This is a genomic window from Mucilaginibacter sp. 320_HR (assembly GCF_059691875.1).
Map to the genome: position 1 here is coordinate 228,685 of NZ_JCAWAI010000005.1, position 24,630 is coordinate 253,314.

A 24,630-nucleotide genomic window follows, 5' to 3' on the forward strand; every position below is an offset into this window, starting at 1 on the left:
TAAAGTGGTGACACTGTTTTGTCACTACTTTTGGCCGGTGGTTTTGTATTTTTTCGAAACATAAAATACCGCTGCAGGGTTGCTTTATTATGGCAACCAACACACCGGAGAATACAGGTAATAAGGGCGGATATTCCCGTAAAGATTTCATTGCACTTACAGGTAAAACACTCGCGGCGGGAGCCGTAGGATCGGTTTTGGTAAGTGACGCAACTGCGCAAAGCGTTAAAAATCATGTAAGTACAGAAAGGAAGCCAGCCCATCAGGATGAGCCTATAGTGCTGGAGAAATGGAAGTCTGAAGTTGACCAGGCCAGCGGCCCAACGCCAACTCCTTTAGCTCCCGACCAAAGAGTGGGGTATGCTGTTGTAGGTTTAGGCCATTTAGCACTGGAAAACATACTTCCTGCTATAACCGCATGTAAAAAGTCGAAACTTGTTGCTTTGGTGAGCGGTAGCCCCGAAAAGATGCGAAAAGTAGCGGCTCAATACGGTGTAACGCCTCAGAACTGCTATAATTACCAAACTTACGACCAGTTAAAGAACAATAAAGAAGTAGAAGTAATTTACATTGTTTTGCCAAATGGGCTTCATAAAGAATATGTTATAAGAGGCGCAAAAGCAGGTAAGCACATATTGTGCGAGAAGCCAATGGCCAATAGCTCAGCAGAATGTAAGGAAATGATAGCTGCTTGTAACCAGGCCGGAGTAAAGCTTATGGTTGCGTACCGCATTCAATACCAACCACATAACCGTAAGTTGCGCGAGATGGTTCAGCAGAAGACATTCGGGGAGCCTAAGCTAATAGAAGCATCAAATTGTCAAAGCAGCGCTAATCCTGAACACTGGCGTCACAAGAAAGCTTTAGCCGGTGGCGGCGCGCTGCCGGATATTGGCCTGTATTGCCTGAATACCATTCGTTTTGTACTAAATGCAGAACCTACGGAAGTATTTGCCTACCGGTATAGTACGCCAGGTAATCCGCTGTTTAGAGAGGTTGAGGAGCTGGTATCCTGGCAGATGAAGTTTGCTAATGGGCTGATAGCCAACTGCACAACAGACTACAATGTGCACGAAAGCAGGCGTTACCGCGTGCTCTGCGAAAAGGGTTGGTTGAGTATGGATAAGGCGTTCGCATACAAGGGCCAGAAGCTTATGTCTGCTAAAGCAGATGGAAAACTGGAGCTTCAACAAGATATTGGCTTAACCGAAAAAGACCAGTTTGCTACTGAGATGGACTACTTTTCGGACTGCGTCATCTATAATAAAAAGCCGTTTACACCTGGTGAAGAGGGTTTGCAGGATCACCTGATTATGGAAGCTATCTACAAGTCAGCTGAAGAAGGACGGCTAGTTAAACTTACTGGTTTACTGCCTGCAGGCTACAAGGGTGTTGAGCCGGAATCAGATTGATTAACAGTTATTAAGCGCTATTTTAGCTGTTTAAATAGCCAGGTTGTTGTTTCTACCGCAGCTGTAAGAAACGCAGTTTTAAATTCATCAACATTATCAAATTTAAGTCGTGTTAATGTTCGGTGTTCATAGGTTATGCTAAACTCCGGATCTTCAAACGGCCATGGCTCAACAGTAAGGCAGCCAGGCGCTATTTGCCTCAGGCAGTGCAGTTTTCCGTCAGGGCCGGTACTTATCTCTACCCGCCGTTCTTCAGGCTGGTCTTCATGCTGGCAAATTAACAACGATAAAGCGTCGCACCACTCCAGTAAACGGTAATCTTTTTCAAGTTGCTCATTATTGATTTTTAACTCTTTACACCATTCTTTTTTCTGGCTTGCAAGTTTTTTAAAGAACGCTATATTAGCTTTATTTTCTTTGGCATCTCCTGCTAAAAACTCAAGGTGTGTTGCACTTAGTAGTGCAATATACCTGCTTTTACTTAAAGTGTAAGTAAGTGTACGTTCACCATGCTCCAGTTGAAAAGCCCTCATTTTGAAATCTGTAGGTCCGCCTTGTTCGGTAAGCACGTCATTGCGCTCCAGTTCAATTTGGGCGTCGTCATGCTCAGCTACAGCCATTAAAAACTCCATCCAGCGTTCTGGGCGCTGCGCTTTCTGCCAATGGAGCGCGAATTCTGCAGCAAGTAATCCGTGCGCACGCTGGGTAACTATTTCCCAGCCGCTTTTACGATAGTTAACAATCATTTATATATGTGCGATTTACGTTTTAATATACGGGGCATAATCCTATGCACTTTGTTTTATAACTTACCAACGTTTAGTTTTCTGCAAAGTTTCTATTGTTTCAAAGGTCTTGTTCAGATAGGCTTTGTTATGTTTAAGTCTCACTAAAGAACACACTGGTATGAGAACATTGATTTGTTTAGAACCCGGAGTTTTAAAAAGCTCCACCGCTAATATGCCAGAACCTAAAGAGGGTTATGCTATACTGCGTATCAAAGGAATAGGTATTTGCGGAACTGACATTCACGCTTTTGAGGGCACGCAGCCTTATTTTTCCTACCCGCGTGTTCTGGGTCACGAGCTCTCGGCAGAGGTGGTAAGCATATCAGCAAATAGCGGTTTTATCGCCGGAGATGTTGTAACGGTGATCCCCTACAATAACTGCGGTACTTGTATCGCCTGCAGGAATGGCAAAGAGAATTGTTGCGTGCAGATGCAGGTATATGGCGTACACACTGATGGAGGCATGGCGGAGTTTTTTCAGGTTCCCGAGCGTTTACTTGTGCACGGGCAAGGGCTCAGTCATGACGAACTTGCCTTGGTAGAACCCCTTGCTATAGGCGCACACGCAGTAAGGAGAGCAGGTTTATTGCCTGGAGAGTTTGTTTTGGTAAACGGGGCCGGTCCTATTGGCTTGGCAGTAATAACCTATGCAAAGATTGCCGGCTGTAAGGTTATTGCTGCTGACGTCAACCCTTATCGACTTGAGTTTTGTCGCGATAAGGTGGGTATTGAGTACCTTATCAATCCGGCTGATGGAGACATGGAAACAAAACTACAGCATATTACCAGCGGTGATATGCCGACGGTGATATTTGATGTAACCGGCAATAAACAGGCTATTGAGAGTTCTTTTTCGTACATGGCGCATGGCGGTAGGTATGTTCTGGTAGGATTGCAAAAAGGGAACATTGAGGTTAATCATCCGGAATTCCATAAGCGGGAAGGGACACTGTTAAGCAGCCGCAATGCCACCCGGCAGGATTTTGAGCAAGTTATATCCAGCATTCAGCAAAAGTTGATTGATCCCACTAAATTCATTACTCATCGTGCTGACTTTTATGATACAGATGACAGTCTTCAATCATATCTAACAAAGGAGAACAACCTTATTAAAACATTACTTTGTTTGTAGTATCACGAATAAATTGATGCCAGTCGTTTACCATAGAAGGCAGAAAAAAACTATTTTAGTGCACTAACCAAGCTGTCGTGAAAAACCATCTATTCACCTCATTTTATCTTCATCTGTTTATAGGAGTCACCTTATTTGCTCCCGCTGTTGCTGCTGCTCAAAGTATTATGATACCCGTCGAAACGCAGCACAATGCGTTGGTTTTGCAAGCAGATGCAGGTAAACACCTTAAAATGGTATATTTCGGTGCTAAGCTAGCTAATGCTGCAGAGTACGCCTCTATAAAAAAGATGTACCACCAAGCCGATGATTCTGAAGTGCTGGACGAGGCTTACATGCCCTCGGGTTCTGAGGCTTTAGCCGAACCCGCGATAACTGTGACCCATGCAGATGGAAACAAATCGCTCAGCTTTGCCTATGTAAGTCATACGGTTACAAAGATCGACGACAATGTATCGTTACTTACAGTAAACCTCAAAGATCCGGCTTATCCTTTTGAAGTTCAGCTATTTTATAAAACATTCTATAAAGAAGATGTTACAGAACAATGGTGCACTATCAGGCATAACGAAAAAGGCGTTGTGACGCTAAATAAGTTCGCCTCGGCTAATCTTAACCTCAAAGGAGATGCCTTTTGGTTAAAACATTACCATGGCAACTGGGCGCTGGAAATGCAGCCCGAGGAGACGCGGCTTACTCACGGTATTAAAACGATAGATACTAAGCTGGGCACTCGCGCTAATTTGTATGAACCATCTATGTTTATGGTTTCTATAGACAAACCAGCAACTGAAGATGAAGGTAAAGTGCTGTTTGGCGCCGTGGAATGGTCTGGTAACTTCCGCGAAGATTTCGAACTGGATGTATCCAATAACCTGCGTGTCATAGCAGGCATCAACAATGCTGCTGCGGAGTATCATCTGAAAGCCGGAGAAGACTTTGTTACCCCCGCGTTGTTGTATACCTATTCTGACCACGGCAGGGGGGATGCCAGCCGTAAACTGCAGCGCTGGGCACGCAAATACAAAATTGTTAACGGCGAAGGTGACAGGTTAACGCTCCTGAACAACTGGGAAGCCACTTACTTTGATTTTAATGAGACCAAACTGGCTCAGTTGTTTAAGGATACCAAGAAGCTTGGAGTAGACCTGTTTTTGCTGGATGATGGCTGGTTTGCCAACAAATACCCCCGCAACAGCGACAATGCAGGTTTGGGCGACTGGCAGGAAAACCGTGCTAAACTGCCTAACGGCATTGGGTGGCTTGTAAAAGAAGCGCAAAATAACGGTGTAAAGTTTGGTATTTGGATAGAACCGGAAATGGTGAATCCTAAAAGCGAGTTGTACGAGAAACATCCGGACTGGGTGATAAAGCAACCAAACCGACCGGAAAAATACTTTAGAAACCAGTTGGTGCTTGATCTATCCAACCCAAAAGTGCAGGACTTTGTATTCGGGATTGTTAATGATCTGTTCACCAAACATCCTGATCTTGCTTATATTAAATGGGACTGTAATGCTGTTATTTATAATGCATATTCTGCTTATTTAGGTAAGAACCAATCGCATTTGTATACCGATTATGTACGAGGCTTGTACAAGGTATTAGACAGGGTTAGGGCTAAATACCCTAAAGTGCCTATTATGCTTTGCTCAGGTGGTGGCGGCAGGGTAGATTACGGAGCACTTAAATATTTTACAGAGTTTTGGCCGAGCGACAATACCGATCCGCTTGAGCGCGTGTTCCTGCAATGGGAGTATTCCTATTTCTTCCCGGCGATAACCAGTTCTAACCATGTTACGGATTGGGGCAAGCAGCCTATCAAATACCGGGTGGATGTGGCTATGATGGGGAAATTAGGCTTTGATATTGTGGTAAGTAAGCTAAATGAAAACGAGTTAGCTTTTTGTCAGAAGGCTATCCAAAACTACAACGGCCTAAAAGATGTGATATGGCACGGTGATCAGTACCGTTTACTAAACCCTTGGGAAAATGATGCAGCATCGGTAATGTATGTTAACGAGAACCGTTCGAGGGCAGTTGTTTTCAATTACCTGGTTAATTACCGCTATGATAAAGGCACGAGGGTTCCTGTGAAGTTCAAGGGGCTTGATCCGTTGAAGAAGTATGAGGTTAAAGAGATCAATGTTTACCCGGGCGGTAAGCCGGCTGTAAGTAACGCTACTTACTCGGGCGATTTCCTGATGAACGTAGGAGTCAATCCAAACGTAAACTCAGGTCACACAAGTGTTGTGCTGCAGCTTGAAGAAGTAAAGTAGCAACGCTTAATTGTAAGAAATACATTTAATTACTTTAAGCAAGCAGATATTCCTTTATTTGTGTACTGATAACGACGCATCTATAAATGAAACGATACTGTCTCACACTTGATCTTAAAGATGATCCTCATCTGATTGCCGAATATGAAGAATATCACCGTGCTGTTTGGCCGGAAATATTGCAGAGCATTACACGCAGCGGGATAGAGCACATGCAGATTTATCGTTTCAGTAACCGTCTCTTCATGATCATGGATGTAAACCAATCCTTTAGCTTTGAAGGGAAGACAGCTGCGGATGCATCCAACAGCCAAGTACAGGAATGGGAAACGTTAATGTGGAACTATCAGCAGCCATTACCCGGCGCTAAGCCTGGCGAAAAGTGGATGCTTATGGAAAAGATTTTTGAATTATAAACTACAACAAATGGCTGAGAGGCACACCTATCTGCAAATACACTCAAATGATAACGTATTAGTAGCGTTAACGGATCTATCTGCAGGTACAGCTGTTAATTTTAACGGAACCGATTTGGTTCTTGTTGATAATGTGGCAGCAAAGCACAAGTTTTCGTTGCATGCTTTTGATCCCGGTGATGAGATATTCATGTATGGCGTACTAGTAGGGAAGGCAAGTCAGCACATCCCACAAGGTGGTGTTATTACCACAGAGAACATCAAGCACGCTTCCAGCGATTTTCATCTTGGAGAGCGCAAGATAAACTGGCAACAGCCTGATGTAAGTAAATATCAGGGTAAAACTTTTATGGGTTTTCATCGCGCAGATGGGTCGGTTGGTACAGGTAATTATTGGCTGGTGATACCTTTGGTTTTCTGCGAAAACCGCAACATTAATGTGCTTAAAGAGGCATTATCTGCAAAATTAGGCTTTGCTAAACCTCGTGGATATGAGAACGAGGTGGATAGCCTTATAGAAATGTATCAAACAGGGAAATCGGTTGAGGATATACTGAATGCTGATTTGCAAATGACACCTGCACAGCACCCAACAAGAAAACTGTTTCCAAATATTGATGGCATCAAATTCCTGAATCATGAACTAGGCTGCGGGGGAACCAAAACAGATAGCGACGCGCTTTGCGGACTGCTGGCTGGGTATATAACACACCCGAACGTAGCCGGAGCTACAGTACTTAGCCTCGGATGCCAGCACGCACAGGCAGGCATATTGCGGAATGAGATTGCGAAGCGTGATCCAAACTTCAACAAGCCACTGGTAATGCTGGAACAACAGCAATTGGGTACTGAAAGCCGCTTATTGCACGAGGCCTTAAAACAAACATTTGCGGGTTTGATGCAGGCCAATCAACAAAGCAGGCAGCCGGCGTCGTTGTCAAAATTGTGTATCGGACTGGAATGTGGTGGCTCTGATGGTTTTTCGGGAATATCCGCCAATCCTGCGCTGGGTTATTTGTCAGATATGCTGGTTGCGATGGGTGGTAGCGTTATTCTTGCTGAGTTCCCTGAACTTTGCGGGGTAGAGCAGGAGCTAAGCGATCGCTGTGTTGATATACCCACGGCGGAGAAGTTCATGCACCTGATGCGTACATATAACGCCCGGGCAGAGGCCGATGGCTCCGGCTTCTACGCAAACCCTTCACCTGGAAATATACGAGATGGATTAATAACCGATGCGATTAAGTCTGCAGGAGCGGCTAAAAAAGGCGGCAGTTCGCCGGTTGCAGCCGTGTTGGATTATCCCGAAAAGGTCACCAAGCCTGGCTTAAACCTGCTTTGTACCCCAGGCAGCGACGTAGAAAGTACCACGGCGGAAGTTGGCTCGGGTGCAAATATTGTACTGTTCACCACAGGGTTGGGTACCCCAACCGGAAACCCTGTAGCCCCAGTAATTAAGCTGTCAACCAACACTAAGCTTTATAACCGCATGCCCGACATTATAGATATTGATTGCGGAACCATTATAGATGGTTTAGAGACGATTCCGCAAGCGGCGGAGCGCATACTCGATTATGTTTTAGAGGTAGCCAGCGGGAATATTCAACCAAAAGCTGTTGTACTTGGGCAGGACGATTTTATTCCCTGGAAAAGAGGCGTTTCATTATAAACATTAGATATGTTCAGTTTAAAAGATAAAAGCGCGGTAGTCACCGGCGGTGGCAGTGGAATAGGCAAAGCAATATCGAAGCTTTTTGCAAGGCAAGGGGCGACGGTTCATGTTGTTGAGCTAAATGCCGAGGCCGCAGCTCAAACGATTACAGAGATTGAAGCAGAAGGCGGTAGCGCAGTAGCTCACAGCGGAAACGTTACTGACCAGGAGCAGATCGTCGCCCTTTTTCAATCTATCGGCACAATAAACATATTGGTTAACAATGCCGGGATTGCACATGTGGGTAATGTAGAGAACACCTCTACTGCCGACTTTGAAAAAGTATACAACGTAAATGTTAAAGGCGCTTATAATTGCATATATGCAGCTATACCTCTTATGAAAGCCAACAATGGGGGCGTGATACTCAATATGGCCTCTATAGCCTCATGGGTAGGGTTAGCCGACAGGTTTGCTTACTCTATGAGTAAAGGCGCTATACACGCTATGAGCATGTCCGTAGCGCGCGATTATTTACATGACAACATTCGCAGCAACAGCATTTCGCCTGCAAGGGTGCATACGCCTTTTGTAGATGGTTTTATTGCCAAGAATTACGCTGGCAGGGAGGATGAGATGTTCGATAAACTATCTAAAAGTCAGCCCATCGGCCGTATGGCACAACCTGATGAGATAGCCGCACTTGCTTTATACTTATGTTCTGACGAGGCTGGATTTATTACCGGCTGCGATTACCCGATTGACGGCGGCTTTATAAAACTTAACAACTAATTACCTATGAAATTAATACGATACGGAGCTGCCGGCCAGGAGAAGCCGGGTGTTATCATCAACGATAAGCGATATGACGTCTCGGCTGTAGTTAAGGACTACAATGAGGAGTTTTTTGAAAGTGAAGGGTTATCTGTGCTGAAGGAACATATAGCAGCTAACCCCGGTATGCTGCCGGTGGTAAGTGATGATGAGCGTTTGGGTAGCCCGATTGCACGCCCGTCTAAGATATTATGTATAGGCCTTAACTATGCTGACCACGCAAAGGAAACAAATGCGCAAACGCCATCGGAGCCTATCATTTTTATGAAGAGCACAACCTCTCTTGTTGGTCCGAATGATGATATAATGATCCCTAAAAACTCCCAAAAAACAGATTGGGAAGTTGAGCTGGCGGTAGTTATAGGTAAGAAAGCATCTTACGTAGATGAGGTAGATGCTGAGCAATACATTGCCGGCTATGTACTGCATAACGACGTTTCAGAACGCGAGTTTCAGCTGGAGCGTAACGGCACATGGGACAAAGGCAAAGGGTGCGATACTTTTGCACCAATGGGCCCGTTTCTGGCAACTCCGGATGAAGTAGGTGATGCAAATAACCTGAAGCTCTGGCTAAGTGTTAACGGCCAAATGATGCAAAATGGCACTACAGCTAATTTCATATTTAATGTGCCGTATGTTGTATCTTATATAAGCCAGTTCATGACTTTGTTGCCGGGCGATGTGATATCCACAGGAACACCTGCAGGTGTAGGGCTTGGATTTAAACCGCCTGTATACCTTAAACCGGGCGACGTGGTGGAACTGGGTATCGACGGGCTTGGCACCGCAAAACAGCACGTTATAGCTTATGCTAAGGCTTGATGCGCATCAGCATTTCTGGAAGTACGATCCTGTAAAGGACGCATGGATAACGGACGAGATGGCTGTACTAAAGCGTGATTTTATGCCGGAGGATCTGTCTCCGGTGTTGCATGACAATGTTATCGATGGCTGTATAGCGGTACAGGCCAGCCAAAGTGAAGCTGAAACGGATTTCTTAATAAATTTAGCTGCTCAAAACTCCTTTGTAAAGGGCGTTGTAGGCTGGGTCGATCTGCAAGCTGAAGACTTAGAAGACCGTCTGCAGCATTACAGTAAATATAATATCTTGAAAGGGTTTCGCCATATCGTACAGGCGGAAGCCACCGGGTTCATGCTTAATGAACGTTTCCTTAAAGGAATAGCGCTGTTAAACAAACATGATTTCAGTTACGATATTCTCATAAAGCAAGATCAATTAAAGGAAGCCACAACATTTATGGGAAACTTTCCTGATCAGCGATTTGTAATTGACCATATGGCCAAGCCGCTTATTAAACAACAGGAGCTCGAACCTTGGGGGGAAGATATGATTGCTTTAGCTGAACATCAGAACGTTTGGTGCAAGGTATCCGGCTTTTGTAGCGAAGCTGACTGGCAGAACTGGACCTTTGACGATGTAAAGCCGTACCTGGATGTCGTTTTTGAAGCATTTGGAACAGACAGACTCATGTTCGGTTGTGACTGGCCGGTGTGCCTGCTGGCGGGTGGTTATGAGAGTACCGTAGAATGTCTGATGAAATATACAGCAGATTTTTCGGAAGCAGAACAGGCAAAATTTTGGGGTGGTAATGCCGCCGCTTTTTATCGTATTTACAATTAACAACTATACTGATGGATCTTCAGCTTAAAGATAAAGTGATAATCGTTACCGGAGGCGCACGCGGGATAGGTAAAGGAATTGCCCTTGTGCTTGCTAACGAAGGCGCTATTCCATTCATAATCAGCCGTACTGCTGCTGAGAACGAAGCAACTGTGAATAAAATAAAAGAGGCAGGAGGTAACGCTTACCACACGGTAGCTCAGTTAACTGATCCACAAGCCTGCGAGTCTGCAGTGGCAGAGGTTGTACGGCAATGCGGACGTATAGATGGACTGGTTAATAATGCAGGTGAGAACGATGGAGTTGGTTTGCAAAGCGGTAATTATGAAAGCTTTGTTCAATCGTTACACAAAAACCTGATTCATTACTACCTGGTTGCACACCATTCTTTACCGCATTTAATCACTTCTAAGGGCAGCATTGTTAACATCACGTCTAAGGTTGCTGATACAGGGCAGGGTGGTACATCTGCCTATGCGGCATCTAACGGTGGGCGCAACGCGCTTACGCGTGAGTGGGCGGTGGAGTTACTACCTCATAATATTCGTGTAAACGCTGTAGTGGTGGCCGAATGTTACACCCCGCTTTACGATCGGTGGATTAAAACCCTTCCAAACCCCGAAGAAAAGCTGGCGCAGATAACATCAAATATCCCGTTAGGGCACCGCATGACCACGACAGAAGAAATAGCAAATGCTGTAGCATTTTTGTTGTCACCTGTTTCCAGCCATACTACCGGGCAAATTGTTTACGTGGACGGTGGTTATACACATCTGGACAGATCAATATAGCTCGTTCACTGCAGTATTAAAACCTGAAGCCAAGGGAGATATACCCCAAGCTGCCATCCGGGCTTTTGCCAATTACACCTTCAAACAAAAACGCATTATAGGGCGTAAGAAAAATTCCGCCCCCATAAGTATCGTGTATGGTGTTAGACGATTCACCCTTTAGCCACACGCGGCCTGCATCGTTAAAAGCCACTATTCCAAAGGTAGACGGAAATACATAAGTATTGAAGTTAAACAACTTGGCACGCAGCTCGGTGTTGTTGTAAACCATGGTATTACCAATAAAGCGGCTGGTGTGGTATCCCTGCATATTAAGCCCGCCAATGTTCATCATCTGGTAAAACTCCCCTTTACCCACTATCGTTCCGGCTCCTGTACGGTTAGCAAACACAATAGAAGAATCTGCAAGTGGCAGGTAAAAGCTGAATGTTGATACCAGGGCGGCATTGGTGTGGTTACTCACATTAATACCCGTAAGGCCGGTTAGTGTTGTACTCCATACTACGCCATTGTAGGGGAACTGCTTGTTTTTACGGGTATCTAACGTGGCGTTGCCGATAGCGCCGGTATAGAACTTTAAGGCAAGCACATTATCTTCCGGGTGAGTCTGGTTGTATTCTTTGAAAAAGTGATCTTCATTAGCGCCATTGCTGGCAGTGTAAAACTGCAGCGCAGGGCCTGCACTTAAATACCAGTTTGTGTATTTGTGACCTATGCGCACATCGGCAAATCCGTAATCATAGCGGTTCCTGTAATATCTAAACTCCCGGTCACCGCTATTATCAAACTTTACTTCGTTGCCCAAACCAAAAAAGTTGTTTGTATTTCGAGGGCCGCGTTCCAGCACGTTCACCAGTAAATCGTTAGAACCGAAAACCTGCCTGAACTCACCGTGATAAGTGATGATGAAAGAGGAGCGTTGCAGCGTGTAATTCACTTTTAATTGCTGTTTATTGGCATAAGGCTCTTTATGAAAACCATAGCCGATGTAGTTTAATCCACCCACAATCTGAAAGCCATCCTCAGTGCTGTAACCCATTGCTACAATCGGGCTTAAAGTATTGTACTTGTTTTCGGGTCGTTTATAACGGTTTACCATCGTGTCGTCCTTTAAGATAAGGTGAGCAGACGAGAGTGACGGTAGATTATTGTGCTGATCGGACCTGTCGTAAATAAGCAATTGATGACGGTTGTTGAGGGTACTATCAACGTAGTAACTGTCTGTATCTGTCCCACCAACCAGGCGTGTTTTGATCTTAGTGGGCGTACTCCCTGTTACCTGGAATAAGTTCTTTCCGTCCAAACCATATACACGCAATTCCCTGGTGTATTTCTGATCGAAAGTGCGCTGATAAATTACTTTCCCTATGCTGCTGTCTTTCTTTACTTTGTTGATAGTGAGTTCGACATTGCCATTCTTTTTGTGATCGATAGTAAACTTCTCGCTTTTGTCAGACCCGGGCACATCTATCCGTTGCGCTAAAAAATAATAGTACTTCATCACGTACTTCTTAATTCTGTCGCGGCGGCTCATAAAAGTTTTAATAATGCGTGGGCCTGATACGGCATAAACATTAGGCGGCATTAACTTGACCGACCGTTCGATAAGATCGTCGCTCAGTGTTTTTTGTACAAATGCTATCTCCTTTTCCCAATCTTTCTGATCAAGTTCATTCAGGAAGTAAAGATCGAAGCCTACGGTGTTATAGTTCCAGAGATCTATGCGGCGTATACGTGGACTAAAACGTTGCAAAGCAGGGTTTGCTAACGACATTACGTTGAAAATAGCCCCGCCTGTTGTATAAAAAACCTTGTCACGGTCTGTGGGGAAGGGCTCATAGATTTCTTTTGTCGTATCTGGTTTGCTCCAGCGCCACTGCCCGCCGTGCCTGTCCCAGTCGCCAACCATCATGTCAAAAATACGAGCCCTAAGAATGAGGCGTGCATCTGCCTTGTTGTCGTTATTTTTCTCTATGCGATCCTGTAGTTTTTCAGTCTTTATGTCTTTGCTGCCATTGTTTGGGCCATGTTGTTCAAATAAATAAGCATGGTTGGCATATTCTTTACGGTATTTGCCTAATTGGGGGTCGTCACCCAGGTAAACAATTTTAGGGTTGCTGTGTGGTATGCCCAATGCCTCAGCCATCGGCGGAACGCACAAGGCAGAGTAGGGGTGGCCTATCGAACCGGCATCTACCATAAGGTCTTCTACCAGCGTGTTTTTAAATATCTTGGGCTGATCACGGGAGATAGATTTTTTTACTGAACGAAGCACCCACTCGTTGCCGCTGCTGTCCACCATTTGCAATGAACTGGTTTGATTGCCGCCGCCTGTACCTGTAATACGCAAGCCGCCTTTTTCTTTATCGAGATGAAAGATAGGTATAGTTATAGGCTGAGCCCAAACCTTGCGGTAGTTGGTGCCCATGAGCCACCGCTTAAATTTGCCTGCCTTGTCAAATTGTGGGTTAACAGCCATTGTAACGCTGTCTCCTTTAATCGTTTGTGAAAAGGCGGTATCAGCTAGCAGGAAAAAGAACGCAGCAAAGAGTATAGGTTTATAGCTCATGTAAGGCACATAACGTTAAAGGTATCTTCTCAATATTTCTTAACAAGTGTTGGTTATAAATGTTCTTTTTCAGAACGTTAGCTTAAAGTTGACGTATGGGTACCAGCCCTCTTTAGAGTAGCCTGCCTTTAGCTGAAGCAGAGCCATGTCTGATGGGGAAAAATAGGCACCGACGCCAAAACCGTTATGCCAAACAGCGTTACTGTGTTCGCTTCGGTCCCAAACACGCCCTACATCGTAGCGTGCCGTTAATCCATACTGTCCCGGGAGTATATACGATAAAAAGCTGTTGAGGCGATATCGTGCTTCCAGGTTATTGTACAGCATTTGTTCGCCTGCAAAGCGATTTTCACGATAACCCATTAAACTGTTCTCGCCACCCAGGAAAACAGATTGGTAAAAAGCTGTTTTACCAAATGTGACACCAGCTCCGGCCTTTTCTGTAATGACGAAATTGGAATTTACATCTACGCTTTTATAAAGCGTTGCCTCAGTAAGCCATTGCACATACGGCTTAGCCGCATTGCCAAAGCCGGCAAAAGCCCGCAGATTAGAATGTACGTAAACACCCCAGCTGGTAAGTATCTTTCGATTACGTTTATCGTCACTATAGGTAACAGTTAACCCTGCGTGGAACTTGCTATCCCGGTAACTGGTACTATCATAACTATTAATAAGCGGTGTGTTGTTAATAAAGCCGGGTGACGAGTTTTGTAAAAAATGATAGTATTGAGCAGCTACACCATATTGCACACTTTCTGTGTTCGCGGCGTTCTGCCACCGCAGTGTTGCTTCTCCCGTGAAGTAATTGAACCTGTCCCGGTAATAATCTATACCATAGTCTTTATCAAACCCGGTCTTGTTACCTCTTCCAAAGAAATTAATGCTGTTAGGCAGATAAGCTTCTAATTTAAACTGCTTATCCAGATTGTTCAACCCGGCGTTGATTTCGGATAGAAATTTGATGCGTGTTGAATTATACCCAAAGGAATGACCAACCATTAATTCAGTAGTGCTTGAAGGATTTTTGCGAAATCCCTGGTGAAGGTATTTCAACCCGGCATCTGCGTAAAAGCCCTGATCAAGGTCATATCCGGTACTTAATAGCGGAATTACAGTGTGGTACCTGTTTGTTGGTACATACGCAACGTTTGACGAATCGTCTGACAGCTTTCGTTTAATGTTTGCAAAGTTTCCAAGGAAAGTGGCGGATGTAGTTTTCTCGTAGACACGCACCTTTGGCGTGGTATTCATAAAGTTGTACACCCGGTGGCCGCTTCCACCTATTATACGAAGTTTTATCGGTGATTTGGTGTTATTTACGAATAGGCTGTCATTACCTTTTCCAGTGTACACGCGCACCTCATCAGTTGTTGCAGGATCAAAAACCCGGAAGTAAACCGTACTTCTTTCTTTAGTTATCGGCAGCTTATTGACACGTATCAGCAACTTGTTGTCGAGTGTATCTTTTATAACAAACAGTTCGCTTATGTCAGTGGCTTTTATATCTACCTTTTTGCTGAGGAAGGTGTAATACTTTTCTGATGCTTCAAGCAGAGTGGCGCGGCGCTGTTTCATCTCCTTTAGTAAACGATCGTGACTGAGCTTGTAAATAGCCTGCGGCAAACGACGAAGTGAGTTTTCCAGAACTGCATCTGTAAGAGAATCTTTAAAATTCCTCGTGATCTCCAGCCATTTCTTTTGATCTAACTGGCTCAGGAAGCGGGTATTAAAGTCATTGGAATTGTAAAAAAAGTCGTTTACTGACCTAACAGAGGCGTTATAGCCCTTTAAATACCTTGCAACATACTGCTTTGCCGCAAGGTTGGGAATAACGCCCTGGTTCACGTAAAAAGCTTCAGCACGGTCAATTGGAATAGCGGAATAATAGGTGTTTTCGCCGCGCTTACTGGCCAGCCAGCGCAATTTTTCAGGTTGCTGGTCCCAGTCGCCCAGAAACCAGTCCAGCAATCTGGTTTTCAGGTATTCTACAGTATCCAGACGGTTATTGTTGCTTTTGTTTAGTTCTGCAATCATATTCCCTGTGTTGAGGGAGCTGTCACCGGGCTCTCGGTCTTCTAAAAGCACCAGCTTTCTGGAAAATTGTGACTCGTAATAGCCTAATTTGCTATCAGGAGCAACATACCCAATAATCGGATTAGTGTGCCTTAAGTTGACTGCCTGTGCTATAACCGGTGAAATGAGCGCACCGTAAGGGTGCTGTGCAGACATAGCATCTTTAAGCCATGATTTTGCAAAGGTTTGACTAAGTGCCTGCGGGAGTAGTACTAAAGGGTATTTTTCTATACTGCTCATTATGTACGTTTTACCAGCTGCGTCCTTAAGAACAAGTGCTTGCTTTTGGTGCGCGCCGCCAAACTCTACGGGGGTAAGCCCGCCTTTATACTTGCTAACCCGTATTACAGGCACAGTTGTTTTAGCGGTCCACTCGCTGTGGTAGTTTTTGCCAAACATTACCCTGTGTAGCTCGTTCCTTCGGGCGAACTCGTTGTTAGCGCTTACCGTTATGCTGTCGCCGACAACAACTTTGTCAGGCTTACTTAATGGTATTTCTACCTTAACGTAAGGCTTAGTGTAGGTAAATACTTCAGCGATTGTACTATCTACAGTGTTGGCATAATAGGTAAACTTTACGCTTTTATCTTCCAACTGGTCCACCGTAACATAGCCCCCGATAGCTGCTCCGTATAATGAATTTTTTCCTTTTATGGTGACAGCCCGCTTAGCGCCAGATCCGCTAACTACTTGGTAATAAGAACCATCCTTGATAAATTGTAATCCATGTTCGTGACCGGAAACCCTGATCACATTTGGCTCAGATGCAAATACACCGTCGATCATGGCCATCATTGTGCGGTATAAAGGGTGGCCGTTATCCTCGGGGTTATCAAACGTGCCGCGCAATAGAGGGTACAAGGCACCAATAAGCGGAAAAGGTATGTACAGCTTTTGATTCACCGATGTAAGCGGAAACAGGTAATCCTTAAATACATACGTACCGCCGTGATGACCGTAAGAGCGAAAAGGGTGGTGGTCTGCCAGCAGGATTACTTTATTGCGGTTCTTATAAAGAAGTTCACGAAAACGGTAGATAATCTCATCGTTGGTTTGGCAATCGCAGTCGGCAAGTGGGTTGTCTTTATTGTACAGGTAAAGCCACCATTCCGAGTCAAAAGCAATCATTACCAAGTCTTTAGAGATGTTGATCTCCGTAGGGTCCGGGCAACCGTTGCGGGGTACCGACTTCAGCAAGGAGTCCTTCTGTTCGGTCAGGAACTCCCACTGTCTCTTTACTTTAGCCATGCCCAAAGGTCCCATTCGGTCCCAATCGTGGTTGCCGGGAATGAAGTATACAGGGGCTCCCGCCTTGCGCATGGGTGTAAACTGCGCTTTGAGGATGTTTTTAGTACCCTCTTCCTCCTTGCTGCCGGGTAGGCCCATACCCGTTGGATAGATGTTATCGCCAAGATAAACTACTGTAGTTCTGTCTTTTATGATGCGCGACGCAGCGTTGGTGAGCACAAAGCTTTGCTGCGGGTCTATCTCGCCGGCGTCACCAATAAGTATTACACGGTTGCGGATGCCGGTTTGTGCCATTAACAAGCTGGGATAGAGCAGTGTAAGGACTAGTAAAAGTTTTCTCATTAAGAATTGTGACAGTAAATAAGTGCGCCGAAAACCTACTGAACAACTTACTGTTTATTATGTTTTTACGCCTGTTTACGTTGTGATTGCTGACAAAGTTCTGTCACCACTTTGGTGTATAATAATGCCGATATTTGCGGGCCTGAAAAGTAGCGGCAATAATTATTATACCTGATCTCAGCATCCCTCGAGTCCTTTTTCATGATCCAAAATCTGCAAAAACCACACTTTTCTTAATGATAAAAATCCTCTATAGAATTTGTAAACACCGCATCTGCAGCTTTCTTAAAAATTAGCGAAACCTGGTGTTTCAGTGATGTTTAATAAATAGCATATTCTTTATCAAAGGAAGTGCGACACTAAATTCTCCCACTCTTCTTGCAGCGACAAATCTGGGCGGCTTTTACCTGCCTTTTTGTACCAGTAATCGGCGTTCCAGGTATCTCCTTCTTTACGGTGTAAATAAGCATGCACCCAGGCCGAAGATTGGTCATTAAGATGATCAACCTGCGCATGCGCTTTGTCCCAGTCACCTTTGGCATCATACCAAAGGCTTTTTAAATGAGCCGGAAGCGATCCGGCCGGTTTATCTGAATTTAGTGATGCTTTAAAATCTGTTAGGGTATTCATGCGTGTCGATAATAATTAACTGTAAGGTGACTACCTTCGGATAGGTATAAGTAGCAATATATATTTACTGGCTGCTAAGCTAAATAAGCTCAGGAAAAAAGCTTGACCAATTAGCTTTAAACAGAACGTATTCACCTAACCTTTACTAATATAAAGGATTTTAGGTTTGATATAAATACATTTGTTTACAATACTATCCAATGAAACCTATATATCTTATTACATTAATACCCTTTGTGACTTGCGCTTGTAATAACCCGCAATTTGATAAAAGTCGACCTAACGGCAACTATGCAACAGATACTGTCAAAAAGAAAATCGTTCAACAAGAGATTTTGTCCCCCGTAGATTATAATCAAGTTTTTGAAAACAAGATAGTTAAAGAAACACCTATAAAGCTTCTTGAAATTGGAGACTTGAATATACCAACTGGAAAAATAGTTGCATGCGACCCACTTGTTGCAGTAAACCTTAAACCTTTTAACAAAACTGTTAAACCAGGGGTCTATCCTGTAAAAATATACGTTGCAGAAACGAAAGAATCAGGGGACAGGTATGCTATCGCAAAGTTACAGTTCAGTCATAAAAAAGCGGCTAAATGGGTGCTTGCTCTTCACGACGGAGAAAATACATCTGAACTAAAAAATTCGGATGACTACTTTGGCTTTCCTGTAGATGCGGGCCTCGCAGCATTTTTTGATTATAAGACGGGTTTAGCGTATGGCAAATTTGTAAAACAATTTCAGCAGCAACATCCTAAAGGTAACATCTATATTGATTACCTAGAGGCTGAGTTTAAAAAGCACGCAAAAAAACCGGGAGATGACGGCGATTGGATTAATATGAGAGTTCCTAACTCTGATTTAAATATAACCATGTTCCGGTCGGGTTATGGGGATGGGAGTTACCCTGCTTATTGGGGAATGACTGAGAATAACGAAATTGTGTCTTTAATTATCGATTTTCTTGTTTTGCCACTAAGTAAGTGACAAACGTTGATAACAAAAAAAGCACCAACCACCCATCGGCAGCCGGCGCTTCACACTACTAACTAAACTTATAATTTACTTAAAACCAAATACAAACGGGAACAGAAAGGTAACAATAATAGTCCATGCTAAGTCGACCGGCAGGTAGCGCGATATTGTTTGGCCAACTGCCAAGATTTCTGCATTTTTCCTTACCACCCTGAATAGTTGCCAGGCTACCAGCAGCAGATTAACCAGGATAATGATGTTGCCGCCTAAAACGGCTGCCCTGTTAGGTGTAAACCCCCATTGGGAAATACGAAACACAATGGCCGACAGTGCTACGCCATTTACTATAATGGTTAATATGGCAAGGGCAAAAAGGATGTAAATTTCGGCACGTCTTTTTGTCGTACGTGCTGTTTCTGCAACAGAAAAAAAGATGATGGCCATAACACCAACCAACAGCGCGTTAAAAATGAGCAGGAACTCGCGGTTGCTATACGGGTCTTTACCGGAGCGTACAATGGCTACCAGATAGACCACCAGCATTACCGCTACCAGCGGACTAAACAGCTTTGCGATAACCGGTGACACTTTGCCCACGAGTTGCGGGTTGGTTTGTGTAAGATAGGTGCCAATAATAGGTGCGGCAGCAACGCCAAATACCACTATGTTTTTAGAATAAAACTCCTCGATATGAAAGCCTATTAATGAAAACAAGCCTATAGTGATGCCCGACATGATGCCGCCTGCTATAAGGATGAGCGTTGTCATGACTACCAGGTCGCCGTTGTACTTTAAGAATGACAGGCGTTCTATCAAAGTATTACCCGTTCCTCCTGAAAAGGTGAAGCCGAGTACGCACCATAAAAACAAGCCAAGATGAATACAGGAGAGGATGAGCGTGTCGCTTCTATCGTTACGCGGCAGCAGGTTGATGAACAGCAGGCTTGTTAATGTTGCACCCGCAGCTATAGCAATTTTACCTGCAGGCAGTTTGTTCTTCCAGGCGAAATAGGCGGTTAATAATGGGAAAACAATAAAGCCGATGTTCCTTGGATAAAAGTAATTTTCATCAATGCCGAAGATGGCCGGCATCTTTGCTATAAAGCCGGCTACTAGCGAAGCGATGATCACCAGCGTTAGTTCGCTCTTTGATCCCCAACTTATCTCGTCAGACTGATAATTGAGCCGCTCATTCCAGAAAACTGTTAGCGGTTGGTCCTTTACTTCGGGGTACAAACTGCTGAAATCGCGTTTAAACGCTGTTTTATTACCGCGGTACAGTCGCTCAAGTTGGGCTGCATCGTTGATATGACTGCGTATTTCCTCTTTCATTGTTTTGAGCTTAGTGATGTTGGTGTTAACTACTGTATATTAATTCCATAAGGTGCCGTCCAAGCCGAGGACAGTGCCCATGAATAAGCCAATTAGGTATATAACAATGCTTAGCGTTATGGCTGCAAACGTCTTCCAGCCACCCTGCAGGCGCAGGCCATCTAAAAAGTAGCTGATAGCACCGCCTGTGGCACCTGCCAGCGGAACGATGATAAGCGGCCTTGCCATCCAATACTTTGGCCAGGCAGGGTTAGGGTGATTAACGCCTGATAAGAATAAGCCGATAAGAACCAGCCCTATACCTGCACCAATAAGCATCCTTTTGACCAATGCGGATGGGCGGATGGGTGATGCTAAAATGTTTCCTTGTGTCATGGCAATTATATTGAATGTTACTTTTAAAGTACTTTGTATTACAAAGTTACATATCGGCTTTGTATTTCAAAGTGTTTTGTGAAAATAAATCGGAGAAATAATTATGTAGTTAAATAGCTACGCTTATATTTGTAGTTAAATAGCTACATATATGAATTTACGCCGTGATGTTTTCCAGGCTTTGGCCGACCCAACCAGGCGGGCTATACTGCTGTTAGTTGCATCGCAATCGTTAACCGCGGGAGCAATAGCCGCCAACTTTGATACAGCGAGGCCAACAGTTTCCAAACATCTGCAAATACTTACCGAATGCGAGCTGCTGCAGCAAAAGCAAAGCGGGAGGGAGGTGCACTACCATATAAATGCAAAGAAGATGAAAGAGGTAGCAGACTTTATAGAGCCGTTTCGCCAAATGTGGGATGACAGGTTTAATAAGCTTGAGGCCATAATGAAGAACTATAAACCAGCAAAATAAAACCAACATGGAACAAAAAACAAAAGTGCACGCCGAGGATGGCAAGCAGGATCTGTTTATTACAAGGGAGTTTGATTTGCCTGTAGAGTTGCTGTTTAAGGCCTATGCAGAAGCAGCTATTGTTGAGCAATGGATGGGCACTAAGGTGCTTAAGCTGGAAAGCAGAAAGCACGGCAGTTACCAGTTTGAAACAACAGACCCAAGGGGCAATAGACATGGTTTCAACGGCGTGATACACGAGTTTACACCCAATCACAAAATTAGCCGCACATTTGAGATGGAGAACACGCCATACGGCATCCAATTAGAGTTGCTGGGATTTGAAGGCCTCTCTGCAGACAAAAGCAAGCTTACCATGCACGTAGTTTATGAATCGGTAGCGCAGCGTGACCAGGTGCTGTCGCTGCCATTTGCGCAAGGCATCAATATGGCGCATAACAGGTTACAAAACGCGTTTACCAATTTAGCTTAAAACCATGTCAAAAAGAAACAAGATCATCTACTGGATAGCTACCTGCTGGCTGGCTTTAGGGATGCTGTCTACCGGTGTTGTACAACTCATGAGATCGAAAACAGAGATGGACCGCATAATACAGTTGGGCTACCCGGCCTACTTGCTTACCTTGTTAGGGGTATGGAAAGTAATAGGTGTAGCGGCTATATTGGTTCCCAGGTTTCCACTCCTAAAGGAATGGGCATATGCGGGCTTCTTCTTTGCAATGTCTGGTGCCCTGGTATCTCATATCGTGGCCGGAGGCGAAATAAAGGATTATTTTGGACCGGCGCTGCTGTTGGTGCTTACTGCAGTGTCGTGGTATTTCAGGCCTGCCGAAAGAAGGTTACTTTTAGCACATCAATAACTTAAAATATGAGCGAGGTAAACAATACCAATAAGCTTTCTCCTGAGCAATGCCAGGAGCTGCTTGGGGTCTTAAAATCACGGTTCGAGCGCAACATGAGTAGGCATCAAAACATTGAATGGGCAAGCGTGTACAACAAGCTTGCGAACAATGCAGGCAAGCTATGGTCGCTGGATGAAATGGAAGCAACCGGCGGGGAACCTGATGTAATTGGTTACGATGAAGGTACAGGCGAATACCTCTTTTGCGATTGTGCTGCCGAAAGTCCTAAAGGCCGCAGAAGCATTTGTTATGATAGAGCAGCGCTGGAGTCGCGAAAAGAACACAAACCTGCTAACAGCGCTATTGACCTGGCGGCAGAGATGGGTGTTGAACTATTGACCGAAGAGCAATACCGTCACCTGCAAACGCTGGGGAACTTCGATACCAAAACATCCAGCTGGATTAGAACACCCGCCGATATACGTCAACTGGGTGGCGCCTTGTTTTGTGACCGCAGGTACAACACTGTATTTGTGTACCATAACGGTGCCGAGTCTTATTACGCAGCAAGAGCATTCAGGGGTTTGCTGAAAGTGTAATTGTGTATGGGTAATAATCCACCAATGCAATTCCAAAAGACTCGTATAGCGCCTACGCCAAGCGGGTACCTGCATTTGGGCAATGCGTATTCATTTGCGCTTACCGCGTCAATTGCCAGGATGTATGGTGCTAAGGTACTCCTGCGCATAGATGACCTCGACCGTGAAAGGGTTAACCCCTTATATGTTCAGGATGTTTTTGATACGCTCAATTTCCTGGGAATAGAATGGGACGAAGGCCCGCGTAATATGACTGAGTACCAGGAGCAGTATTCGCAGATATACCACATGGATAGTTATCGAGGGATGCTGGCTAAATTGCAGGACCGGAAGGCTGTGTTTGCCTGTACGTGTTCGCGTGCGCAGGTGCTTGCCGCTAGTCCGTCAGGTATTTACCCTGGTACGTGCCGCCACAAAAATATCCCGCTGGATTCACCAGGTGTAACCTGGCGGCTGGATACCTCCAAAGAAGAAGCTTTACATGTATTTTCACCTGATGGCACATATAAGGAAGCTATGCTGCCTAGCGCAATGCAATACTTTGTAGTACGCAAAAAAGACGGCTTTCCCGCTTATCAGCTTGCCTCTCTTGCAGATGATGTGCATTTTGGCATCGACCTCATCGTTCGCGGTGCCGATCTGTGGGATAGTACCCTTGCACAACTTTATCTTGCCCGCATATTGGGGTTGCGGGAGTTTGAACAGGTTCGTTTTCATCACCACTCACTCAAACTGGCGCCAAATGGGCAAAAGCTTTCAAAATCGGCGGGAGATACTTCTATACAGTTCCTGCGAAGAAACGGAATGACCGCTGATGAGATTTACAGCTTAATAGGTGATATCCATAATGCTTAGCCAACCAGTTAAAACAATTGCCGTTGTAACTGTCTTTTTACCCTGTTGCGTACCTGCTTTAAAAAAACTAAGCTTAATTTAGCGTACCATTGATTTTGATAAACATATTCCATGAAACTACCTGTGTATAAAAAGACTTTGCTCCTTGCTGCGGCTTTGCTAGCCGGGGCATATACTGCTAACGCTCAAACGGGGGCTCCTGTAGAAACCAGCGCGCCAAACAGCGATTACAAGCCTGCATTTCCCGGTCAAACCCGGGCGCCGGGTGTGAAAACCAAAGCGGTATACAAAGCAACAATCATTAATTCTGATCTGAAACAACCCTGGGGACTTTGTGTACTGCCGGACGGTCGTTTCCTGGTAACTCAAAAGGGTGGCAGCATGCTAATCCTTAAGGCCAACGGCCAAGTTGATAAGAAGATCACCAATCTACCCGACGTAGTTGCACAGGGGCAGGGCGGCTTGCTTGATGTAAATATTGATCCGGGCTTTGCATCTAACCGCATGATTTTCTGGGATTATGCCGAGTCTGGTAGTGATGGTTATACGCTTGCTGTAGCCAAAGGGAAACTTTCGGCAGATGAAAGCAACATAACTAACATCCAGGTGATTTATCGTGCTACGCCAGCTTACAAAGGCACGCTGCAATACGGATCGCGTATATTATTTGATAAGAAAGGCAACTTGTTTGTAAGCACAGGCGAGCGTTCAGGTAACGACATCCGCATGAAAGCGCAGGATCTGGGTGCTTCAATTGGCAAGGTAATACACATCACCAAAGAAGGGAAAGCCGTTGTAGGAGGGCCCTTTGCAGGTAAAGCCGGTGCTTTGCCAGAGATATTTGCATACGGCTTCCGTAACCCGGAAGGGATGACCTGGAACCCTGCTACGGGCGAACTATGGGAAGCAGAATTTGGCCCACGTGGCGGCGATGAAATCAACATTATCCGCGCTGGCAACAATTATGGCTGGCCGGTTGTCACTTATGGTATCGAGTACAGCGGCAGCAAGGTAGGCGAAGGCATTCAGCAAAAAGAAGGCGTTACCCAGCCTGTTTATTACTGGGATCCCAGCATATCGCCGGCAGGCATCACTTTTTACACGGGCAATGTAATTCCTGAATGGAAAGGCAACCTGTTTGTAGGGGGCCTTGGCGGCTCGCACATAGCGCGTCTTATTATAAAAAATGATAAGGTAGTTGGCGAAGAACGTCTCCTGAAAGATAAAGGAGAACGCTGGCGTGCGCTAAACACCGGCAAAGATGGTGCACTTTATGGTGTAACAGATAGTGGTAAATTGTACCGAATAAGCAAATAAATAAGTTGTGGTATTTGTAAAAGGCTGCCAAAGGCAGCCTTTTTTGTT

At 44.8% G+C, this 24,630-nt stretch carries 23 protein-coding genes; 16 read left to right on the top strand and 7 right to left on the bottom strand.

The window, feature by feature from the left end; all coding sequences use genetic code 11:
* Positions 1 to 89 precede the first annotated feature (89 nt).
* Positions 90 to 1,412, top strand: a complete 1,323-nt coding sequence (locus tag AC59GT_RS18345; RefSeq protein WP_497238998.1) for a Gfo/Idh/MocA family protein — start codon at positions 90 to 92, stop codon at positions 1,410 to 1,412.
* Between the two features lie 17 nt (positions 1,413 to 1,429).
* On the opposite strand, the gene AC59GT_RS18350 is transcribed toward AC59GT_RS18345, so the two are convergent.
* Positions 1,430 to 2,158, bottom strand: a complete 729-nt coding sequence (locus AC59GT_RS18350) for a DUF3891 family protein (protein ID WP_497238999.1) — start codon at positions 2,156 to 2,158, stop codon at positions 1,430 to 1,432.
* 214 nt (positions 2,159 to 2,372) lie between these two features.
* On the opposite strand from AC59GT_RS18350, the gene AC59GT_RS18355 reads away from it, so the two are divergent.
* The 8 genes from AC59GT_RS18355 to AC59GT_RS18390 all read left to right on the top strand — a co-directional run bounded on the left by AC59GT_RS18355 (position 2,373) and on the right by AC59GT_RS18390 (position 10,945).
* Positions 2,373 to 3,332, top strand: coding sequence for a zinc-binding alcohol dehydrogenase family protein (locus tag AC59GT_RS18355; RefSeq protein WP_497239000.1), 960 nt, complete (start codon positions 2,373 to 2,375; stop codon positions 3,330 to 3,332).
* 77 nt (positions 3,333 to 3,409) lie between these two features.
* Positions 3,410 to 5,611: an alpha-galactosidase gene (locus tag AC59GT_RS18360; protein ID WP_497239001.1), complete on the top strand. Its 2,202-nt coding sequence runs from the start codon at positions 3,410 to 3,412 to the stop codon at positions 5,609 to 5,611.
* Positions 5,612 to 5,697: 86 nt separating this feature from the next.
* On the top strand, positions 5,698 to 6,027 hold the full coding sequence (locus AC59GT_RS18365) for an L-rhamnose mutarotase (RefSeq protein ID WP_497239002.1): 330 nt from the start codon (positions 5,698 to 5,700) through the stop codon (positions 6,025 to 6,027).
* Between the two features lie 10 nt (positions 6,028 to 6,037).
* A complete protein-coding gene (locus AC59GT_RS18370; protein WP_497239003.1) occupies positions 6,038 to 7,696 on the top strand; it encodes a UxaA family hydrolase in 1,659 nt (552 codons plus the stop codon).
* Positions 7,697 to 7,705: 9 nt separating this feature from the next.
* Complete coding sequence (locus tag AC59GT_RS18375) at positions 7,706 to 8,470, top strand: SDR family NAD(P)-dependent oxidoreductase (RefSeq protein ID WP_497239004.1); 765 nt, start codon at positions 7,706 to 7,708, stop codon at positions 8,468 to 8,470.
* Positions 8,471 to 8,476: 6 nt separating this feature from the next.
* Entirely contained in the window at positions 8,477 to 9,334 is an 858-nt protein-coding gene (locus tag AC59GT_RS18380) for a fumarylacetoacetate hydrolase family protein (RefSeq protein WP_497239005.1), read from the top strand.
* Positions 9,321 to 10,154 (top strand): amidohydrolase family protein, encoded by an 834-nt coding sequence (locus AC59GT_RS18385; protein WP_497239006.1) that lies wholly within the window; start codon positions 9,321 to 9,323, stop codon positions 10,152 to 10,154. Before AC59GT_RS18380 ends, AC59GT_RS18385 begins: the two co-directional genes overlap by 14 nt.
* 11 nt (positions 10,155 to 10,165) lie before the next feature.
* On the top strand, positions 10,166 to 10,945 hold the full coding sequence (locus tag AC59GT_RS18390) for an SDR family oxidoreductase (protein WP_497239007.1): 780 nt from the start codon (positions 10,166 to 10,168) through the stop codon (positions 10,943 to 10,945).
* Between the two features lie 16 nt (positions 10,946 to 10,961).
* Here the strand turns inward: AC59GT_RS18390 and AC59GT_RS18395 are convergent, their stop codons facing one another.
* From AC59GT_RS18395 to AC59GT_RS18410, 4 genes are all read right to left on the bottom strand, one after another.
* The gene (locus AC59GT_RS18395; protein ID WP_497239008.1) at positions 10,962 to 13,514 is read right to left on the bottom strand and encodes a BamA/TamA family outer membrane protein; all 2,553 of its coding nucleotides are present in this window, start codon (positions 13,512 to 13,514) and stop codon (positions 10,962 to 10,964) included.
* Between the two features lie 69 nt (positions 13,515 to 13,583).
* Positions 13,584 to 17,180 carry a BamA/TamA family outer membrane protein gene (locus AC59GT_RS18400; RefSeq protein ID WP_497239009.1) on the bottom strand — a complete coding sequence of 1,199 codons (3,597 nt, stop codon included), beginning with the start codon at positions 17,178 to 17,180 and terminating at the stop codon, positions 13,584 to 13,586.
* Positions 17,181 to 17,245: 65 nt separating this feature from the next.
* Positions 17,246 to 17,383, bottom strand: a complete 138-nt coding sequence (locus AC59GT_RS18405) for a hypothetical protein (protein ID WP_497239010.1) — start codon at positions 17,381 to 17,383, stop codon at positions 17,246 to 17,248.
* A 139-nt stretch (positions 17,384 to 17,522) separates the two neighbouring features.
* Complete coding sequence (locus AC59GT_RS18410; RefSeq protein ID WP_497239011.1) at positions 17,523 to 17,810, bottom strand: hypothetical protein; 288 nt, start codon at positions 17,808 to 17,810, stop codon at positions 17,523 to 17,525.
* A gap of 200 nt (positions 17,811 to 18,010) precedes the next feature.
* Here AC59GT_RS18410 and AC59GT_RS18415 point away from each other — a divergent pair, with 200 nt between their 5' ends.
* Positions 18,011 to 18,799 carry a DUF4241 domain-containing protein gene (locus AC59GT_RS18415; protein ID WP_497239012.1) on the top strand — a complete coding sequence of 263 codons (789 nt, stop codon included), beginning with the start codon at positions 18,011 to 18,013 and terminating at the stop codon, positions 18,797 to 18,799.
* A gap of 75 nt (positions 18,800 to 18,874) precedes the next feature.
* Here the strand turns inward: AC59GT_RS18415 and AC59GT_RS18420 are convergent, their stop codons facing one another.
* Positions 18,875 to 20,119: a hypothetical protein gene (locus tag AC59GT_RS18420; RefSeq protein WP_497239013.1), complete on the bottom strand. Its 1,245-nt coding sequence runs from the start codon at positions 20,117 to 20,119 to the stop codon at positions 18,875 to 18,877.
* 39 nt (positions 20,120 to 20,158) lie between these two features.
* Positions 20,159 to 20,494, bottom strand: coding sequence for a hypothetical protein (locus AC59GT_RS18425; RefSeq protein WP_497239014.1), 336 nt, complete (start codon positions 20,492 to 20,494; stop codon positions 20,159 to 20,161).
* Positions 20,495 to 20,645: 151 nt separating this feature from the next.
* On the opposite strand from AC59GT_RS18425, the gene AC59GT_RS18430 reads away from it, so the two are divergent.
* From AC59GT_RS18430 to AC59GT_RS18455, 6 genes are all read left to right on the top strand, one after another.
* Entirely contained in the window at positions 20,646 to 20,969 is a 324-nt protein-coding gene (locus AC59GT_RS18430; RefSeq protein WP_117381142.1) for an ArsR/SmtB family transcription factor, read from the top strand.
* 7 nt (positions 20,970 to 20,976) lie between these two features.
* Positions 20,977 to 21,441 carry an SRPBCC domain-containing protein gene (locus AC59GT_RS18435; RefSeq protein WP_497239015.1) on the top strand — a complete coding sequence of 155 codons (465 nt, stop codon included), beginning with the start codon at positions 20,977 to 20,979 and terminating at the stop codon, positions 21,439 to 21,441.
* Positions 21,442 to 21,445: 4 nt separating this feature from the next.
* Entirely contained in the window at positions 21,446 to 21,829 is a 384-nt protein-coding gene (locus AC59GT_RS18440) for a DoxX family protein (RefSeq protein WP_497239016.1), read from the top strand.
* Between the two features lie 8 nt (positions 21,830 to 21,837).
* Complete coding sequence (locus AC59GT_RS18445) at positions 21,838 to 22,410, top strand: DUF4256 domain-containing protein (RefSeq protein WP_497239017.1); 573 nt, start codon at positions 21,838 to 21,840, stop codon at positions 22,408 to 22,410.
* Positions 22,411 to 22,434: 24 nt separating this feature from the next.
* Complete coding sequence (locus AC59GT_RS18450; protein ID WP_497239018.1) at positions 22,435 to 23,265, top strand: glutamate--tRNA ligase family protein; 831 nt, start codon at positions 22,435 to 22,437, stop codon at positions 23,263 to 23,265.
* A 111-nt stretch (positions 23,266 to 23,376) separates the two neighbouring features.
* Complete coding sequence (locus tag AC59GT_RS18455; RefSeq protein WP_497239019.1) at positions 23,377 to 24,582, top strand: PQQ-dependent sugar dehydrogenase; 1,206 nt, start codon at positions 23,377 to 23,379, stop codon at positions 24,580 to 24,582.
* Positions 24,583 to 24,630: the final 48 nt, after the last annotated feature.

What these genes read in the sequence shown, in the direction of transcription:
- AC59GT_RS18345 (WP_497238998.1), top strand. Translation starts at nt 90, where the DNA reads ATGGCAACCAACACACCGGAGAATACAGGTAATAAGGGCGGATATTCC.
- AC59GT_RS18350 (WP_497238999.1), bottom strand. Translation starts at nt 2,158, where the DNA reads ATGATTGTTAACTATCGTAAAAGCGGCTGGGAAATAGTTACCCAGCGT.
- AC59GT_RS18355 (WP_497239000.1), top strand. Translation starts at nt 2,373, where the DNA reads ATGCCAGAACCTAAAGAGGGTTATGCTATACTGCGTATCAAAGGAATA.
- AC59GT_RS18365 (WP_497239002.1), top strand. Translation starts at nt 5,698, where the DNA reads ATGAAACGATACTGTCTCACACTTGATCTTAAAGATGATCCTCATCTG.
- AC59GT_RS18370 (WP_497239003.1), top strand. Translation starts at nt 6,038, where the DNA reads ATGGCTGAGAGGCACACCTATCTGCAAATACACTCAAATGATAACGTA.
- AC59GT_RS18375 (WP_497239004.1), top strand. Translation starts at nt 7,706, where the DNA reads ATGTTCAGTTTAAAAGATAAAAGCGCGGTAGTCACCGGCGGTGGCAGT.
- AC59GT_RS18380 (WP_497239005.1), top strand. Translation starts at nt 8,477, where the DNA reads ATGAAATTAATACGATACGGAGCTGCCGGCCAGGAGAAGCCGGGTGTT.
- AC59GT_RS18385 (WP_497239006.1), top strand. Translation starts at nt 9,321, where the DNA reads ATGCTAAGGCTTGATGCGCATCAGCATTTCTGGAAGTACGATCCTGTA.
- AC59GT_RS18390 (WP_497239007.1), top strand. Translation starts at nt 10,166, where the DNA reads ATGGATCTTCAGCTTAAAGATAAAGTGATAATCGTTACCGGAGGCGCA.
- AC59GT_RS18395 (WP_497239008.1), bottom strand. Translation starts at nt 13,514, where the DNA reads ATGAGCTATAAACCTATACTCTTTGCTGCGTTCTTTTTCCTGCTAGCT.
- AC59GT_RS18400 (WP_497239009.1), bottom strand. Translation starts at nt 17,180, where the DNA reads ATGAGAAAACTTTTACTAGTCCTTACACTGCTCTATCCCAGCTTGTTA.
- AC59GT_RS18405 (WP_497239010.1), bottom strand. Translation starts at nt 17,383, where the DNA reads ATGAAAAAGGACTCGAGGGATGCTGAGATCAGGTATAATAATTATTGC.
- AC59GT_RS18410 (WP_497239011.1), bottom strand. Translation starts at nt 17,810, where the DNA reads ATGAATACCCTAACAGATTTTAAAGCATCACTAAATTCAGATAAACCG.
- AC59GT_RS18415 (WP_497239012.1), top strand. Translation starts at nt 18,011, where the DNA reads ATGAAACCTATATATCTTATTACATTAATACCCTTTGTGACTTGCGCT.
- AC59GT_RS18420 (WP_497239013.1), bottom strand. Translation starts at nt 20,119, where the DNA reads ATGAAAGAGGAAATACGCAGTCATATCAACGATGCAGCCCAACTTGAG.
- AC59GT_RS18425 (WP_497239014.1), bottom strand. Translation starts at nt 20,494, where the DNA reads ATGACACAAGGAAACATTTTAGCATCACCCATCCGCCCATCCGCATTG.
- AC59GT_RS18430 (WP_117381142.1), top strand. Translation starts at nt 20,646, where the DNA reads ATGAATTTACGCCGTGATGTTTTCCAGGCTTTGGCCGACCCAACCAGG.
- AC59GT_RS18435 (WP_497239015.1), top strand. Translation starts at nt 20,977, where the DNA reads ATGGAACAAAAAACAAAAGTGCACGCCGAGGATGGCAAGCAGGATCTG.
- AC59GT_RS18440 (WP_497239016.1), top strand. Translation starts at nt 21,446, where the DNA reads ATGTCAAAAAGAAACAAGATCATCTACTGGATAGCTACCTGCTGGCTG.
- AC59GT_RS18445 (WP_497239017.1), top strand. Translation starts at nt 21,838, where the DNA reads ATGAGCGAGGTAAACAATACCAATAAGCTTTCTCCTGAGCAATGCCAG.
- AC59GT_RS18450 (WP_497239018.1), top strand. Translation starts at nt 22,435, where the DNA reads ATGCAATTCCAAAAGACTCGTATAGCGCCTACGCCAAGCGGGTACCTG.
- AC59GT_RS18455 (WP_497239019.1), top strand. Translation starts at nt 23,377, where the DNA reads ATGAAACTACCTGTGTATAAAAAGACTTTGCTCCTTGCTGCGGCTTTG.